Below are 15,212 nucleotides of genomic sequence, written 5' to 3' on the forward strand. Positions count from 1 at the left end.
AACCTTGACTGCCGCGCTGATCTTTCAGATGCGGCACGGGAAAGCGCCCTGCGCTTTCCCGGTTCAGCTCTTGTGATTATTTAGCGATCGACGCGCTCTTGAGGCGGCCGAAAGCGCCTTCGACCAGCGCCTTCTGCTGCTCGTAGTGCTTCGCGTAGTAGCCGACTGCCGGCGAGGCCGAAGCCGGACGTCCGCTGTATGCCAGCTTCTGCCCTTCCTTCATGCCGTCCTTCAGGTGGTGTTCGATGTAGAACCACGGGCCCTGATTCTGCGGCTCGTCCTGCACCCAGACCACTTCGGTCGCGTTGTCGTACTTCTTCATTTCCGCTTCGAACTGCTTGTGCGCGAACGGATAGAGCTGTTCGATACGGATGATCGCGACGTCGTTCGACTTCGATTCGCGGCGATGCGCCAGCAGGTCGTAATACACGCGGCCCGAGCAGGCGATCACGCGCTTGACCTTCTTCGCGTCGATGGCTTCGTCGACTTCGCCGAGGATCGGCTGGAACGCGCCCTTGGCCAGTTCCGACAGATCGGAGACGGCTTCCTTGTGACGCAGCAGCGACTTCGGCGTGGCGACGATCAGCGGCTTGCGGAACAGGCGGATCATCTGACGGCGCAACAGGTGGAAAATCTGCGCCGGCGTGGTCGGTTGAACGACCTGCATGTTGTGGTCTGCGCACAATTGCAGGAAACGTTCGATACGTGCCGACGAGTGCTCCGGACCCTGACCTTCGTAGCCGTGCGGCAGCAGCATGGTGAGACCCGAAACACGGCCCCACTTCACTTCGCCCGACGAGATGAACTGGTCGATCACAACTTGCGCGCCGTTCACGAAGTCGCCGAACTGCGCTTCCCACGCGACGAACGTATTCGGTTCAGCGGTCGAGTAACCGTATTCGAAGCCCAGCACCGCTTCTTCCGACAGCACCGAGTCGATCACCGTGAACTTCGCCTGACCTTCGGCGATGTTCTGCAGCGGCACATACGTGCCGTCGTTCCAGCGTTCGCGGTTCTGATCGTGCAGCACCGCGTGACGGTGCGTGAACGTGCCGCGGCCCGAATCCTGACCCGTCAGGCGCACTGCATAACCCGACGCAACCAGCGACGCGAAAGCCAGGTGTTCGCCCATGCCCCAGTCGAGCTTCGCTTCGCCACGGCCCATCGCGCGGCGGTCGTTGAGAACGCGCTCGACCAGCGGGTGAACCTTGAAGTTTTCCGGCACCGTGGTGACGCGCTCGGCCAGACGCTTCAGTTCCGCGAGCGGCACCGCAGTGTCCGCAGCGTCGGTCCACTTGCGGTTCAGGAACGGCACCCAGTCCACCGCGTACTTGCTCTTGTAGTTCGAGAGCACCGGGTCGACCGTGTGGTGGCCTTCGTCCATGGCCTTGCGGTAGGCCTTGACGAACTCCTCGCCTTCCTCCGCGGTGATCACGCCTTGCTGCACCAGCTTTTCAGCGTAGAGTGCGCGCGTGCCCGGGTGCTTGGCGATCGTCTTGTACATCAGCGGCTGCGTGACTGCCGGCGTGTCCTGCTCGTTGTGGCCCAGCTTGCGGAAGCAGACGATGTCGACGACGACGTCCTTGTGGAACTGCATCCGGAAGTCGATCGCCAGTTGCGTAGCCAGCACGACCGCTTCGGGATCGTCGCCGTTCACGTGCAGCACCGGCGCTTCGATCATCTTGACGACGTCCGAGCAATACAACGTGGAGCGCGAGTCGCGCGGGTCCGACGTCGTGAAGCCGATCTGGTTGTTGATGACGATATGCAGCGTGCCGTGCGTGCCGTAACCGCGCGTTTGCGCGAGGTTCAGCGTTTCCATCACCACGCCCTGGCCCGCGAAAGCCGCGTCGCCGTGGATCTGCACCGGCAGCACTTGCAGGCCGCTGTCGTCGCCGCGACGGTCCATACGGGCTTTCGCCGAACCTTCGACCACCGGGTTGACGATTTCGAGGTGCGACGGATTGAATGCGAGCGACAGGTGAACCGGGCCGCCTTCGGTCGAGACGTCCGACGAGAAACCCTTGTGGTACTTCACATCGCCGGCCGGCAGGTCGTCGTGGTGCTTGCCTTCGAATTCGGCGAACAGGTCAGCCGGCATCTTGCCGAGCGTATTGACCAGCACGTTCAAACGGCCACGGTGAGCCATGCCGATGACGATTTCCTGAACGCCGTTGGCGCCGCCGTGACGCACCACTTCGTCCATCGACGCGATGAAGCTTTCGCCGCCTTCGAGCGAGAAGCGTTTCTGGCCGACGTACTTGGTGTGCAGGAAGCGCTCGAGGCCTTCAGCGGCCGTCAGGCGATTCAGAATGTGCTTTTTCTTTTCGTTCGAGAAGTTCGGCGTGGAGCGAATCGACTCGAGCTTCTCTTTCCACCAGCGCTTTTGTTCCGGATCGCTGATGTACATGTACTCGGCGCCGATCGTGCCGCAGTACGTGTCGCGCAATGCCTTGACGATCTCGCGCAGCGACGCTTTCTCGAATCCGAAATACAGATTCGTGGCGCTGAACTCCTGGTCCATGTCGGCTTCGGTGAAGTCGTAGAACGCGGGTTCGAGTTCGGGAATAGCGGGACGTTCGCGGCGCTTCAGGGGATCGAGATTGGCCCATTGCGAGCCGAGGAAGCGATATGCGCCGATGAGGGACTGCACATAGACCTGCTTGCGAGCGGTAGCGAGATCTTCGCCGCCGGCTGCCGTGCGCGGGATGAAGGCATTAGCCTTGGCCCGTTGTGCAAACGATTCGACGATCGGGCCATGGGCCACGTCGTTGGCATTGCTGCCATCCGATGCAGGAACGTTCTGCAACGCGTCGAAATAGCTGCGCCAGTTCTCGGGCACTGACGCCGGATTATCGAGATACGCTTCGTACATTTCTTCTACGTACGGAGCATTGCCGCCGAACAGATAAGAGTTCGACTGGAATTGCTTCATCATTTTTACGCTCACCTTTCTTCGAGTTTCTCGAGAAATAGCGGGTTACAGAACCTTCCGCGACACGGCCTGACCGTTTAGCGGATTGCGCGAATCAAGTCTTGCTTGGAAGGACCTAAAACTTTGCACCCGGGGAGCATATCACAGAACGGATAGTGCAGATAGCAGACGGATTGCCGCTGAAGCCCGTCGCGACGGGCTTTCGGGCCACTTTCGGGAGTCGCAACAGTCTTCTGCGGAAATCGGGGACAAACGGTCAAAGCGGCGCCAGGCGCGGCATATCGGCGGCGACTGGAAGGCCGGAAACGACAAAAGCCACCCGAAGGTGGCTTTTGCCTGACTGCTAGCGTGCGCTGCACCGGCCGAAGCCGATGTCCGCCTGCTTAGTCCACCGCGCCCTTGCGGCTCGCGCTGCGACGCTCGTGTTCCTTGAGGTAGCGCTTGCGCAGACGGATGGACTGCGGCGTGACTTCGACGAGTTCGTCGTCGTCGATGAATTCGACCGCGTATTCCAGCGACATCTGGATCGGCGGCACGAGGCGCACTGCCTCGTCCGTACCCGACGAACGGACGTTGGTCAGCTGCTTGCCCTTGATCGGGTTCACGACCAGGTCGTTGTCACGGCTGTGAATGCCGATGATCATGCCTTCGTACAACGGCTCGCCCGGCGACACGAACATACGGCCGCGATCCTGCAGCTTCCACAGTGCGTACGCGACTGCCGCGCCGTCGTCCTGCGAAATCAGCACGCCATTGCGACGCTCGCCGACCGCGCCTTCCTTGACCGGCTGATACGAGTCGAACGTGTGGCTCATCAGGCCCGTGCCGCGCGTGAGCGTGAGGAATTCCGACTGGAAGCCGATCAGGCCACGCGCCGAAATACGGTACTCGAGACGCGTACGGCCACGACCGTCAGACGCCATGTCGAGCATTTCGCCCTTGCGGCGGCCCAACTCTTCCATCACGCCGCCCTGGTGGCCGTCTTCCATGTCGACCGTCAGGTTTTCGTACGGCTCGTGCTTCACGCCGTCGACTTCCGTCATCACCACGCGCGGACGCGACACGGCCAGCTCGTAGCCTTCGCGGCGCATGTTTTCCACCAGAATGGTCAGGTGCAGTTCACCGCGGCCTGCCACTTCGAACGTGGTTTCGTCGCCGGTTTCCTTCACGCGCAGCGCGACGTTGTGATTCAGTTCCTTCATCAGGCGGTCACGGATCTGACGGCTCGTGACGAACTTGCCTTCGCGGCCGGCCAGCGGCGACGAATTGACGAGGAAGTTCATGGTCAGCGTCGGTTCGTCGACAGTGATCATGGGCAGCGCTTCCGGCTGTTCCGGTGCGCAGATAGTCACGCCGATGCCGATTTCTTCGATACCGTTGATCAGCACGATGTCGCCGGCTTCAGCCGAGTCGACCTGCACGCGCTCGAGACCCTTGAACGACAGCACCTGGTTGATCTTGCGATTCAGAATCGCGCCGTCAGGACCCGAACGCACGGCGACCGACATGCCCGGCTTGATCGTGCCGCGCGTGATGCGGCCCACGCCGATACGGCCGACATACGACGAGTAGTCCAGCGACGTGATCTGCAGTTGCAGCGGAGCCGTCGGATCGGCCGGGCGAACCGGCACGTGTTGCAGCACGGCTTCGAACAGCGGGCGCATGTCGCCTTCACGCACGTCCGGGGTCAAGCCCGCGTAGCCGTTCAAGCCCGATGCGTAGACGATCGGGAAGTCGAGTTGTTCGTCGGTGGCGCCGAGTTTGTCGAACAGGTCGAACGTCTGGTTGATCACCCAGTCGATACGCGCGCCCGGACGGTCCACCTTGTTGATCACGACGATCGGCTTCAAACCGAGCGCCAGCGCCTTCTTGGTCACGAAGCGCGTTTGCGGCATCGGGCCTTCGACGGCGTCGACCAGCAGCAGCACCGAGTCGACCATCGACAGCACGCGCTCCACTTCGCCGCCGAAGTCGGCGTGGCCCGGCGTGTCGACGATGTTGATGTGCGTGCCTTCGTACTCGACCGCGCAGTTCTTCGAAAGGATCGTGATGCCACGTTCTTTTTCGATGTCGTTCGAGTCCATCACGCGCTCAGCGATCTGCTGGTTGTCACGGAACGTGGCGGTCTGGCGGAGGAGCTGGTCGACGAGCGTGGTCTTGCCGTGGTCGACGTGAGCAATGATGGCGATGTTGCGTAGGGCGCGAGTCATAGGAACCTGGAGACAGTTGAGTGCGCCAGCAGCAGCATTGTGTGAACGAAACCAACAAAGCCCAAAGCGCACTTTTGGGAACCCAATATTGTAGCACGTGCAAATGAAGCTTTCTGGTATTCCCTGATAGGGCCGGGGTCGGCTGCGCAGCGGCCGTCAGAAACGAAACGTAAGCAGGCGGGCGAAATCCTACGCAAAATCACGCGGATTATGACTTGAGCGGAGAAAGTTCCTTGCCTAAGCTGTAATAACACTTGCCGCGTCAACCAACCGGCCCCTATAATCCTGCCTAGTCAACCATTGCATTCGCACGAGAATCATGACGGAGCCGTCCGCTACACCCCCGCCGGAGATCAGCGAATACCAGCTAGGCGAAAGCGTCGGCTATCTGATCTCGCGAGTGAAATCGACCCTGTCGAACCTGGTCACCCAGCGCAGCATGGCCGAGTTGGGCATTACGAGCCAGCAGGGCAGCATCCTCTTTATGGTGGCGAGCGGCAAATGCCTGCTGGCGGCCGAACTGGCCCGCGAATACGGCATCGACGCGAGCGCAGTCACGCGGTTGATCGACCGCTTGGAGAAACGCGGTCTGCTGACGCGGGTTCGTAGCAACGAAGACCGACGAGTCGTGCGCCTCGCGCTGACGCCGGAAGGTCACGCCATCGCCGCCAAAATGCCGGCTATTTTCACCGGCGTGCTGGACAGTCTGCTAGGCGGCTTCACCCCGGAAGAAGTGGGTTTTCTGAAGAGCATGCTGCGTCGCGTGCTCGTCAACTCCGGCGATCAAACGGGACTAACCCGTGATGCAGCAAGCAATTTTGACAGCAAATCGTAAGAAATTGCTTGCAGTGTCCACCATTACATTCCACTCAAAGAGTCGAGCGATGAAATCCCTTTCCCTGTCCGCGCCCGCGCTTTCGAGCCGGGCCGCCGTCGCCGCAGTGGTGACGGCGCTCGCCCTCACGGGGTGCGCGAACTACTTCGGCATGAAAAGCGACAAGCAGATCTCGTCGCCCGCTCAGTACGAGTCCGCCCAGAGCCTCGCTGGTCAGGGCGGCCAGTGGCCGTCGCTCGACTGGGCCAACCAGTTCGGCGACCCGCAACTGCCTAAGCTGATCGCCGAAGCGCTGGAAGGCAGCCCGTCGATCGCGCAGGCGCAAGCGCGTCTTGCCAAGGCCTCGTCGTATATCGAGAGCTCGCGCGCGGCGCTGTACCCGAAGGTGAACGGCAGCTATTCGTGGACCCGCGAACTGTTCTCGGCCAACGCGCTCTACCCGCCTCCGTACGGCGGCACGTGGTATAGCGAGAACAACGTGCTGGCCAGTGCGTCGTGGGATCTGGATCTGTGGGGCAAGAATCGTGAGCGGCTGGGTCAGGCCGTGTCGCAGGAAAAGGCCGCCGAGGCCGACATGCAGCAGGCGCGCGTGACGCTCGCGGCGTCGGTGGCCAGCACGTATAACCAGCTCGCGCAGCTGTACGCGTTCCGCGACATCGCCGCGCGCGAAATCGCCAACCGCCAGGATATCGGGCGCATCACGAACGGCCGCGTGACGGCCGGCCTCGACACCAATGTCGAACGGCAAACCGCGAACGGCAACATTGCGACCAGCCAGTCCAATTTGACCGACCTCGACGGTCAGATCACGGTCGTGCGTTATCAGTTGGGCGCACTGCTCGGCAAGGGTCCGGATCGCGGCCTGCAGATCGCGCAGCCCGCGCTGACCAACGGCAACGTCGTGGCGCTGCCGAACAACCTCCCTGCTGATCTCGTCGCGCGCCGCGCGGATATCGTCGCCGCGCGCTGGCAAGTCGAAGCCGCGATGCACGACGTGAAGGAAGCCAAAGCCGAATTCTTCCCCGACGTGAACCTCGCGGCCGGCTTCGGCTTCGACGCGTTCGGCTGGGGCCGCTTCCTTAAATCCAGCAGCCGTCAGATGCAATTCGGCCCGGCCATTCACCTGCCGATCTTCGACGCCGGCGCGCTGCGCTCGCAGCTGAAGGGCCGCTTCGCCGACTTCGACCTGGACGTGGCGAACTACAACCAGACGCTGATCAGCGCCCTCTCCGACGTCGCGACGCAAGTGTCGTCGATCCGTTCGATCGACCAGCAGCAAGGCGACGCACAACGCGCGCTCGACGCATCGACCAAGGCATATGAGCTGGCTGTGATCCGCTACAAGGCCGGTTTGTCGCCGCAGTTGCAGGTGCTGACCGCCGACCAGAACCGCCTTGCCGCCGACCAGACGGTGACCGGCCTCAAGATGCGCCGCCGCGACATGCAGATTGGGCTCATCAAGGCGCTCGGCGGCGGCTTCGACGCGACGCAGACCGGCCTCGTGGTGCCGACCGATGCTCCGGCATCGGCCTCCGCTGCGACCACCGCTGCGAACTGAGCGCGCGAACCACGGCCCGATCGAACACACGCATAAACATCCGAATAAACGACGACGTCTGAAAGAACCCGGAGCACATTAATGAGCACCACCCAACAGCCCGCGGCTACGACTCAGCCGACCCAGCCGACTCAGTCGGCCCCGCAGCCGACGCAACCGCCGGCACAACCGCCGGCGAACAACGGCAAACGCAAACTCATGATGACGCTGCTCGTCATCGTGATCCTGATCGCCGCGATCGCCTACGGCTTTTACTACTTCCTCGTCGCGCGCTTCCATGAAGACACCGACGACGCGTACGTGAACGGCAACGTCGTGCAGATCACGCCGCAAGTTACCGGCACGGTCGTCGCCGTGAACGCGGACGACACGCAAACGGTGAAGGCGGGCGACCCGCTCGTCGTGCTCGATCCGGCCGACGCCCGCGTCGCGCTCGATCAGGCCGAAGCGAACCTCGCGCAGACGGTGCGCCAGGTGCGCGGCCTGTTCGCCGACGACAATCAATACCAGGCACAAGTAGCCGAGCGCCAGGCCGACCTGTCGCGCGCCCAGGACGACCTGAAGCGCCGTATGACGGTCGCGCAAACCGGTGCCGTGTCGCAGGAAGAAATCTCGCATGCCCGCGACGCCGTGAAGAGTGCGCAAGCCGCCGTCGATGCCGCCCAGCAGCAGTTGAACTCGAACCGCGCGCTGACCGCCAACACCACGATCGCGAATCACCCGAACGTGCAGGCCGCCGCCGCGAAGGTCCGCGACGCGTACCTGAACAACGCGCGTAACAACCTGCCGGCGCCGGTCACCGGCTACGTGGCGAAGCGCTCGGTGCAGGTCGGCCAGCGCGTCTCACCGGGCACCCCGTTGATGGCGATCGTGCCGCTCGGCGGCGTGTGGGTCGACGCGAACTTCAAGGAAGTGCAACTCAAGCACATGCGCATCGGCCAGCCGGTCGAACTGACGGCCGACGTGTACGGTTCGTCGGTGGTGTACCACGGCAAGGTGGTCGGCTTCTCAGCGGGCACGGGTTCGGCGTTCTCGCTGTTGCCCGCGCAGAACGCGACCGGCAACTGGATCAAGGTGGTGCAGCGTCTGCCGGTGCGGATCGCGCTCGATCCGAAGGAACTGGAACAGCATCCGCTGCGGATCGGCCTGTCCATGCAAGCCGACGTCAGCATCAAGGACGACAACGGCGGCCAGCTCGGCCAGGCGCCGAACACGGTCTATCAGACCAACGTGTTCGAGAAGTACGGCGACCAGGCTGACGCGGAAATCGCCCGCATCATTTCGCAAAACGCAGGTCCGAACGGCGGCTCGCAAAAGTCGACCCAGGCCGACGGCGCGAAGCCTGTCGCAGCGAAAGTGATGTAAGGCACGCGACGATTCACACAAGGCTTCTTTAATGGCTCAGGCTCAGGCGCAAGTCCCTCATCCGCCGCTCGAGGGCGCGCAACTGGTGATCGGCACCATCGCGGTGTCGCTCGCCGTTTTTATGAACGTGCTCGACACGTCGATCGCCAATGTGTCGATTCCCTCGATTTCGGGCGACCTCGGCGTGTCGTCGGATCAGGGCACGTGGGTGATCACCTCGTTCGCGGTCGCCAACGCGATCTCCGTGCCGCTCACCGGCTGGCTGACCGAACGCGTCGGCCAGGTGCGGCTGTTCATGGCATCGATCATCCTGTTCGTGATCTCGTCGTGGATGTGCGGCCTCGCGCCGACCCTGCCCTTTCTGCTCGCTTCACGCGTGTTGCAAGGGGCGGTGGCCGGTCCGATGATTCCGTTGTCGCAAACGCTGCTGCTCGCAAGCTATCCACGCGCCAAGGCGCCCATGGCGTTATCCATGTGGGCGATGACCACGCTGATCGCGCCGGTGGCCGGCCCGATTCTCGGCGGGTGGATCTCGGACAACATTTCGTGGCCGTGGATTTTCTACGTCAACATTCCGGTCGGCGCGATTGCCGCCGTGGCCACGTGGACGATCTTCCGCAATCGCGATTCGGTCATCAGAAAAGCGCCGATCGACGGCGTCGGTCTCGGCCTGCTGATCGTCTGGGTCGGCTCTCTGCAGGTCATGCTCGACAAGGGCAAGGATCTGGACTGGTTTTCGTCGACGACCGTCGTCGTCCTGGCGCTGGTGGCGGTGATCGCGCTCGCATTCTTTATCGTGTGGGAGTTGACGGCCGAGCACCCGGTGGTGGACCTGTCGCTGTTCAGCCGGCGCAATTTCACGGGCGGCACCGTCGCGTTGTCGATCGGCTACGGGCTTTACTTCGGCAATCTGGTGCTGCTGCCGTTGTGGCTGCAAACCGACATCGGCTACACCGCGACCGAAGCCGGTTTGGTGATGGCGCCGGTCGGCCTGTTCGCCGTGCTGCTGTCGCCGATCACCGGCAAGATATTGCCGCGCACCGATCCGCGCTATATCGCGACCCTGTCGTTCCTCGTGTTCGCACTATGTTTCTGGATGCGCTCGCGTTATACGACCGGCGTCGATACGTTTTCGCTGCTGGTGCCTACCTTGATTCAAGGGATCGGCATGGCCGGGTTCTTCATCCCACTGGTGTCGATCACCCTGTCGGGACTGCCGGGCAACCGGATTCCGGCGGCGTCGGGCCTGTCGAATTTCGTGCGGATCATGTGCGGCGGCATCGGCACATCGATTTTCCAGACGGCGTGGGATCACCGCACGATCATGCATCACGCGCAACTGGCCGAACAGGCTAACGCGTACAACCCGGTGTTCGACCAGTCGATCCGGCAGATGGGCGCGGCGGGCTTCAGTCAACCGCAGGCATACGGACTGTTCAACACGATGGCGACGCAGCAGGCCGCACAACTCGGTGTGAACGACCTGTTCTTCGTGTCCGCCGGCATCTTTATCGCGCTGATCGCGTTGATCTGGATCACCAGACCTGAACGTGCTGGCGGCGACGCGGGCGCGGCGGCCGCGGCGGCGCACTGAGCTGTTGGCGCAAGTCCGTATCCGGCAGAACGATATAAAAAAGGCGGGACCGTTTCTTCTGAGCGGTCCCGCCTTTTTCTTTGCAGCGCGTTTATCGCGCGCTTGCCACCTGCACGGTTTTCAGCTTGCCGTCGTGACGACCAGCCGCTCGGGTGCCAGCACACCCTCGCCTTGTCTGGCGACGCCAAGCAGACGCCCTTGCGCCGCGTACACCCGGACGCGCGGCGCATTCACCGCATCGCCCGTGATGGTCAGTTCGGATAGTTTCAACCGCTGGCCGTGCAGGAAACGGCGCGTCTCGTCTTCGTTCAAGTGCACCAGCGGGAATGTCGACAGCAACGCATCGACAGGTTGCAGCCATGCATCGCGTTCGCTTTCGGCTGCGTCGGACAACGCGTCGAGCGTCACCGAATTGTCGAGCGTCAGTGCGCCGACACCGGTGCGCCGCAGCGCCACCAGATGCGCGCCACAGCCCAACGCTTCGCCGATATCCTCGGCCAATGTGCGCACATACGTGCCCTTGCTGCACGTCACGCGAAACGTCACGTCCGGCAGCGCGCAGGCGAGCATCTCGAGCGCGAGGATCGTCACCTGACGCCCTTCCCGCTCGACCGTCTGGCCCGCGCGCGCATATTCGTATAACGGCTTGCCGTCGCGTTTGAGCGCCGAATACATCGGCGGGACTTGCGTGATTTCGCCGACGAACTTCGGTAGAACCGCCTGAACCGCCGCTTCGTCGCACGTGACTTCACGCGTGTCGATCGCTTCGCCTTCGGCGTCGCCGGTGGTCGTGCGGATACCGAGGCGCATGGTCGCCTCATAGGTCTTGTCGGCTTCGAGCAGGTCTTGCGAAAACTTGGTGGCTTCGCCGAAACAGAGCGGCAGCAAGCCTGTGGCCAAGGGATCGAGCGTGCCGGTGTGGCCCGCCTTTTTCGCCAGATAGAGACGCTTCGCGCGAATCAGCGCGTCGTTGCTCGACAGGCCGAGCGGCTTGTCGAGCAGCAGCACGCCGTCGAGCGCGCGACGCGGCACGCGGGGGCGTTGAGGTGCGGTCATGTCAGAAAGACGAAAGTCTTCGAAGGGTGCGGAAAACAGCACTGAGCGCGTGGCGGCTCAGGCATGGCAACGAGCGCCGCGGCAAACAGCGCGCTCAGTCTTCTTTCGCGCGATTGGCGTTGGCTTCGTCGATCAAACGCGACATCTCGACGGCGCGCTCGATCGTTTTGTCGTAATGGAAATGCAGCGTCGGCACGGTGTGGATATGCAGGCGCTTGAACAGCTGATTGTGCAGATGGCCGGCCGCGTGCGTGAGCGCCTCGAGCGTCTGCTGCGGATCGCCGGTGAGCGTCGTGAAATAGATCTTGGCGTGCGCGTAGTCCGGCGTCAGTTCGACGCTTTGAATCGTGACGATGCCGATGCGCGGATCTTTGACCTCGCGAAGCAGCTCGGACAGATCGCGCTGGATCTGATCGGCGATCTGCACGTTGCGATTGGGTGAAGAACGTTTTTTAGGCATGGTGTGATGTGATCCGTTCTGACGGATGCAAAAAAGTGGCTCGCGCCGCTGCGGTTCGGGCTTTATCCTCGCGGCAGTCAAACGGCCCGGGATGACCGGAAAAAACTCGCACGCAGGCGCTCTGCGCGACGGACACGAACAAAACGTGTGGCCCCAAAAACAACGGGCGGAGCGGGCGTTAAAGCCCGCTCCGCCCCTAGAGCCGTGCCGCGTGAATTACAGCGTACGCGCGACTTCGGTGATCTCGAAGACTTCGAACTGATCGCCTTCGACGATGTCGTTGAAGTTCTTGATCGACATACCGCACTCGAAGCCCTGACGAACTTCCTTCACGTCGTCCTTGAAGCGCTTGAGCGAATCGAGCTCGCCCGTGAAGATGACGACGTTGTTGCGCAGCACGCGCACCGACGACGAGCGCTTGACGAAACCGTCCGTGACCATACAGCCGGCCACCGCGCCGATCTTCGGTACCTTGAAGACCTGACGCACTTCGACCGTACCCGTGACGATCTCGCGCTTTTCCGGTGCCAGCATGCCCGACATCGCGGCCTTCACCTCATCCACTGCGTCATAGATGATGTTGTAGTAGCGAATATCGACGCCGTTGGCTTCCGCCAGCTTGCGCGCCTGCGCGTCCGCACGGGTGTTGAAGCCGATAATGACCGCCTTCGAGGCCGTTGCCAGGTTGACGTCGGACTCGCTGATGCCACCCACCGCGCCGTGCACGATCTGCACGCGCACTTCGTCGGTGGAAAGCTTGAGCAGCGACTGCACCAACGCTTCCTGCGAACCTTGCACGTCGGCCTTGACGATGAGCGGCATGTACGCCACTTCGCCTTCGCCCATCTGCTCCAGCATGTTCTCGAGCTTCGCGGCCTGTTGCTTGGCCAGCTTGACGTCGCGGAACTTGCCTTGACGGAACAGTGCGACTTCACGCGCCTTGCGGTCGTCCGGCATGACGATGACTTCTTCGCCTGCCTGCGGGACTTCCGACAGACCCTGAATTTCGACCGGGATCGACGGGCCCGCCGACTTGGTCGGCTTGCCGGTTTCGTCGAGCATGGCTCGCACGCGACCGTAGGCGCTACCTGCCAGCACCACGTCGCCGCGGTTCAGCGTACCCGACTGGACCAGGATCGTTGCAACCGGACCCTTACCCTTGTCGAGCTTCGCTTCGATAACGAGACCCTTGGCCGGCGCGTCGACCGGTGCCTTCAATTCCAGCACTTCGGCTTGCAGCAGCACGTTTTCGAGCAGATCGTCGATGCCCGCGCCGGTCTTGGCCGACACCGGCACGAACGGCGATTCGCCGCCGTACTCTTCCGGCACGACGCCTTCCGCGACGAGTTCCTGCTTCACGCGTTCCAGATTGGCATCCGGTTTGTCGATCTTGTTGATCGCGACGACGAGCGGCACGCCGCCTGCCTTCGCGTGAGCGATTGCTTCCTTCGTTTGCGGCATCACGCCGTCGTCGGCTGCAACCACCAGAATCACGATGTCCGTTGCCTTCGCACCACGGGCACGCATGGCCGTAAAGGCCTCGTGACCCGGCGTGTCGAGGAACGTGATGACGCCGCGCGGCGTTTCGACGTGGTAAGCGCCGATGTGCTGCGTAATCCCGCCCGCTTCGCCCGCCGCAACCTTGGCGCGGCGGATGTAGTCGAGCAGCGACGTCTTGCCGTGGTCGACGTGACCCATGACCGTGACGACCGGCGGACGCGGCAACGATTCCGCATCGGAAATCTCGCCTTCGACCAGCATGGCTTCCGGATCGTCCAGCTTGGCCGCAACCGCGTGGTGACCCAGTTCCTCGACGATGATCATCGCCGTTTCCTGGTCCAGCATCTGGTTGATCGTGACCATCTGGCCGAGCTTCATCATCGACTTGATGACTTCCGACGCCTTCACCGCCATCTTGTGCGCCAGATCGGCGACCGTGATAGTTTCCGGCACGTGCACTTCACGCACGATCGGTTCGGTCGGCGCCTGGAACGTGGTGTTCTGATCCTGATGCTTGCCGCGACCCTTCGGGCCACCGCGCCAGCCGCGATCGACACCGCCGCTCGTATCGCCACGCGTCTTGATGCCGCGGCGCTTCGCGGCGTCGTCCTGCCAGCCGCCCTTGCCGCCGCCCGGCTTCTTCTTGTCGCCGGCGGAAGGCGTGGTCGTGGCTGCCGGAGCCGCAGCTGCCGGCTTCTTGGCTGCCGGACGCGCCGGTGCTTCACCAGCCGGACGCGCCGGCTTGTGAAGCGTGCCCTTCGCTTCCGCGGCCTTGGCCGGCTCAGCGGGCTTCGGCGCCGGTTCCGGCGCCTTGACCTGCGCCTTGCGCGGCGTGTTCATCATTTCGCGAATCGCGCGCGCTTCGGCTTCAGCCGCGGCACGGCGCTTGGCAATCTGTTCCTGCTCGGCACGCGCTTTTTCAGCAGCCTGACGCGCTGCGTCTTCTGCTTTCTTTGCGGCTTCGCGTTGCGCGGCGCGCTCTGCTGCGGCGCGCTCGTCGTCCTGCTCGCTTTGCTTGGCGACCGCCGGCTCCGCTGCCTTGGCGGCGACCGGTTCAGCTTTCGCGGCCGCAGGTTGCACAGCTTGTGCCGGCTTGGTAGCCTGCGCCTGCTCGCGAGCTGCCGCCTCGGCCGCAGCACGCTTCTTCGCGGCTTCTTCTTCGGCGCGGCGACGCTCGGCTTCAGCAGCCGCTTCGCGCGCCTGACGTTCCGCTTCTTCGCGCTCGAGTTGTTCCTGACGCGCCTTCAGCTCCTGAGCCTGCTTTTCGAGCAGCTCGGCTTCGTGACGAGCTTCCTCTTCACGACGCTGGAGTTCCAGATCGTCGATGTCGGCCTCAGCCACATGATTCGATGCATCTCCGTTTTCAGCGGAGGTTTCGTCGCGGCGGACGAAAGTGCGCTTCTTACGCACCTCGACCTGAATGGTGCGAGCTTTGCCCGTCGCATCGGATTGCTTGATTTCCGACGTATGCCGTTTCGTCAGCGTGATCTTGCGCTTGTCAGCATCAGTCGAGCCGTGAGACTTGCGCAAGTGGTCGAGCAGACGCGCCTTGTCCGTTTCGGACAAGCTATCGTCTTCGCTCGCTTTTGTGACGCCCGCCGCCTGCAGCTGCTCAAGCAGCACGCCTGCAGGCATTTTCAGTTCCGCGGCAAATTGGGCTACGTTGTTACTCGCCATTCATTCCTCTTAATGCAAGGAC

8 protein-coding genes and 1 pseudogene are annotated in these 15,212 nt (G+C 62.8%); 4 read left to right on the top strand and 5 right to left on the bottom strand.

What is annotated here, in order from left to right; genetic code table 11:
- Window positions 1–76 precede the first annotated feature (76 nt).
- Together B0G82_RS18350 and typA are read right to left on the bottom strand one after the other, a co-directional pair.
- The gene (locus B0G82_RS18350; RefSeq protein ID WP_121308355.1) at window positions 77–2,938 is read right to left on the bottom strand and encodes a 2-oxoglutarate dehydrogenase E1 component; all 2,862 of its coding nucleotides are present in this window, start codon (window positions 2,936–2,938) and stop codon (window positions 77–79) included.
- Between the two features lie 380 nt (window positions 2,939–3,318).
- Window positions 3,319–5,145 carry a translational GTPase TypA gene (gene typA, locus B0G82_RS18355; RefSeq protein WP_116142220.1) on the bottom strand — a complete coding sequence of 609 codons (1,827 nt, stop codon included), beginning with the start codon at window positions 5,143–5,145 and terminating at the stop codon, window positions 3,319–3,321.
- 319 nt (window positions 5,146–5,464) lie between these two features.
- On the opposite strand from typA, the gene B0G82_RS18360 reads away from it, so the two are divergent.
- From B0G82_RS18360 to B0G82_RS18375, 4 genes and pseudogenes are all read left to right on the top strand, one after another.
- The gene (locus tag B0G82_RS18360) at window positions 5,465–5,980 is read left to right on the top strand and encodes a MarR family winged helix-turn-helix transcriptional regulator (RefSeq protein ID WP_106284572.1); all 516 of its coding nucleotides are present in this window, start codon (window positions 5,465–5,467) and stop codon (window positions 5,978–5,980) included.
- Window positions 5,981–6,029: 49 nt separating this feature from the next.
- Window positions 6,030–7,538 carry an efflux transporter outer membrane subunit gene (locus B0G82_RS18365; protein ID WP_121308356.1) on the top strand — a complete coding sequence of 503 codons (1,509 nt, stop codon included), beginning with the start codon at window positions 6,030–6,032 and terminating at the stop codon, window positions 7,536–7,538.
- A gap of 81 nt (window positions 7,539–7,619) precedes the next feature.
- Entirely contained in the window at window positions 7,620–8,903 is a 1,284-nt protein-coding gene (locus tag B0G82_RS18370) for an EmrA/EmrK family multidrug efflux transporter periplasmic adaptor subunit (protein WP_199730107.1), read from the top strand.
- Between the two features lie 19 nt (window positions 8,904–8,922).
- Window positions 8,923–10,497, top strand: a pseudogene (locus B0G82_RS18375) (DHA2 family efflux MFS transporter permease subunit); the annotation flags it as partial.
- A 120-nt stretch (window positions 10,498–10,617) separates the two neighbouring features.
- Here B0G82_RS18375 and truB read toward each other — a convergent pair.
- The 3 genes from truB to infB all read right to left on the bottom strand — a co-directional run bounded on the left by truB (window position 10,618) and on the right by infB (window position 15,190).
- Window positions 10,618–11,553 carry a tRNA pseudouridine(55) synthase TruB gene (truB, locus tag B0G82_RS18380; protein ID WP_121308360.1) on the bottom strand — a complete coding sequence of 312 codons (936 nt, stop codon included), beginning with the start codon at window positions 11,551–11,553 and terminating at the stop codon, window positions 10,618–10,620.
- A gap of 94 nt (window positions 11,554–11,647) precedes the next feature.
- A complete protein-coding gene (gene rbfA / locus B0G82_RS18385; protein WP_007182294.1) occupies window positions 11,648–12,013 on the bottom strand; it encodes a 30S ribosome-binding factor RbfA in 366 nt (121 codons plus the stop codon).
- A gap of 216 nt (window positions 12,014–12,229) precedes the next feature.
- On the bottom strand, window positions 12,230–15,190 hold the full coding sequence (infB, locus tag B0G82_RS18390) for a translation initiation factor IF-2 (protein ID WP_121308362.1): 2,961 nt from the start codon (window positions 15,188–15,190) through the stop codon (window positions 12,230–12,232).
- Window positions 15,191–15,212: the final 22 nt, after the last annotated feature.

The sequence above is a fragment of the Paraburkholderia sp. BL17N1 genome (assembly GCF_003634175.1).
In the GTDB taxonomy this organism is placed as follows: Bacteria; Pseudomonadota; Gammaproteobacteria; order Burkholderiales; family Burkholderiaceae; genus Paraburkholderia.